The organism is Alkalispirochaeta alkalica DSM 8900 (genome assembly GCF_000373545.1).
In the GTDB taxonomy this organism is placed as follows: Bacteria; Spirochaetota; Spirochaetia; order DSM-27196; family Alkalispirochaetaceae; genus Alkalispirochaeta; species Alkalispirochaeta alkalica.
Window position 1 is genome coordinate 1 of record NZ_KB891754.1, and the last position, 1,277, is coordinate 1,277.

Here is a 1,277-nt window from a genome sequence, read left to right on the forward strand (position 1 = left end):
CCAGTAGAGCTCACGGGGCAGAGGCCGCGCCGGTTTCTGCCCGTGGGCCCTTCCCTCGAACCAGGCCCGGCTGACCAGACGGTTGGCGTAGCGCCTGAGCATTGCCAGCTCCCGCCGCGAAAGATCCGGCGCCAGTTCCCGGACCATCTCGTGGCTCAGAGTCAGGCTGGGGGCACAACTCCGGGAGACACCGATAATATCCCGATACGACACCGACCCGACACGGGCCGACCACAGAGCCCTCCCTGCCCGGGCCAGAAGAACCACCCAGAGGTAGAGGTCTCCCGAACGCGGCGTGCGTCCCTGGGGGAACCAGTCCGTTCGGGGCAACAGATTCCTGCGCACCACAATGGAGTTTGTATCGATGGGGTTCCGGTCGCGACTGGAAAAACGAAGATACTCCAAAAAGGAGATCATCCGCGTGCGTGCCGTCATGGTGGCAGAAAAGGAATCCAGCCTGCGGACCCCGCCCTTTTCCCACATGCGGGCGCTGGTAAAGACCGGCACATCGGGATGAGCCGTGATCATGGCGTGCATCGTCTCCAGATGATCCGGCATCCACTCATCATCGGCATCCAGAAAGGCTATCCACTGTGCCCTGGCACGGGATATGGCCAGATTTCGTGCTGCGTACCCCCCGGGGCCAGGGGTATCGCGCTGAAAAATGCGCAGACGCTCGTCAGAAAAGGCCTGCATTTCCTGGAGGCTGTCGTCGCTGGAGGCATCGTCCACCAGAAGCAGCTCAAAATTGTCCCAGGTCTGGGCCAGGACGGAGCGGATGGCCCGCGCCACGTGGGGGGCCTTGTTATGAACCGGTGTAATTACTGAAAAAAAGGGTACGCTGCTATTCACCTGATGGGCTCCTCTTCTGATATCCGAACCGGGGTATCATGCCCGAGGCGGCCGCCAGCGGGAACGGATTTCTCTTACTGCGCTGGTGGCGCTGTCCAGCCCGACCCGATGGTAGACCGAGCGGTTCCGCTCCGGTAGCCACCAGCCGTGGGTGGTAAAATAAAGGTCGACATCCCCTGCCGTGGCCTGATAGAAGGGCGTGCCCACTCCCCTGTTATGAAAGGGAAAGGCAAAATACCGGTAGGAGAGTCCAAAGGTCTCCTGTACCCACTCCATGCTGAGGCGGGTCTGGCGGATCTGCTCATCCAGGGGGATTTCACAGTATCGGGGGTGATCGCAACTGTGCGCCCCGAGATAAAATCCCCTGCCCTGGAGGTCACGAGCGTCATCGGTGGTCATGAAGGGCCGGGCGTCCCGGAAGAAGG

General features: G+C 61.4%; 2 protein-coding genes. Both read right to left on the reverse strand.

Annotation, left to right across the window (positions count from 1 at the left end; translation table 11 throughout):
• A partial coding sequence (locus B071_RS17680; RefSeq protein ID WP_018527497.1) for a glycosyltransferase family A protein occupies window positions 1-852 on the reverse strand: 852 nt, incomplete at its 3' end.
• Window positions 853-888: 36 nt separating this feature from the next.
• Window positions 889-1,277: polysaccharide deacetylase family protein (locus B071_RS0112965; protein ID WP_018527498.1), on the reverse strand; the 389-nt coding region annotated here is incomplete at its 5' end.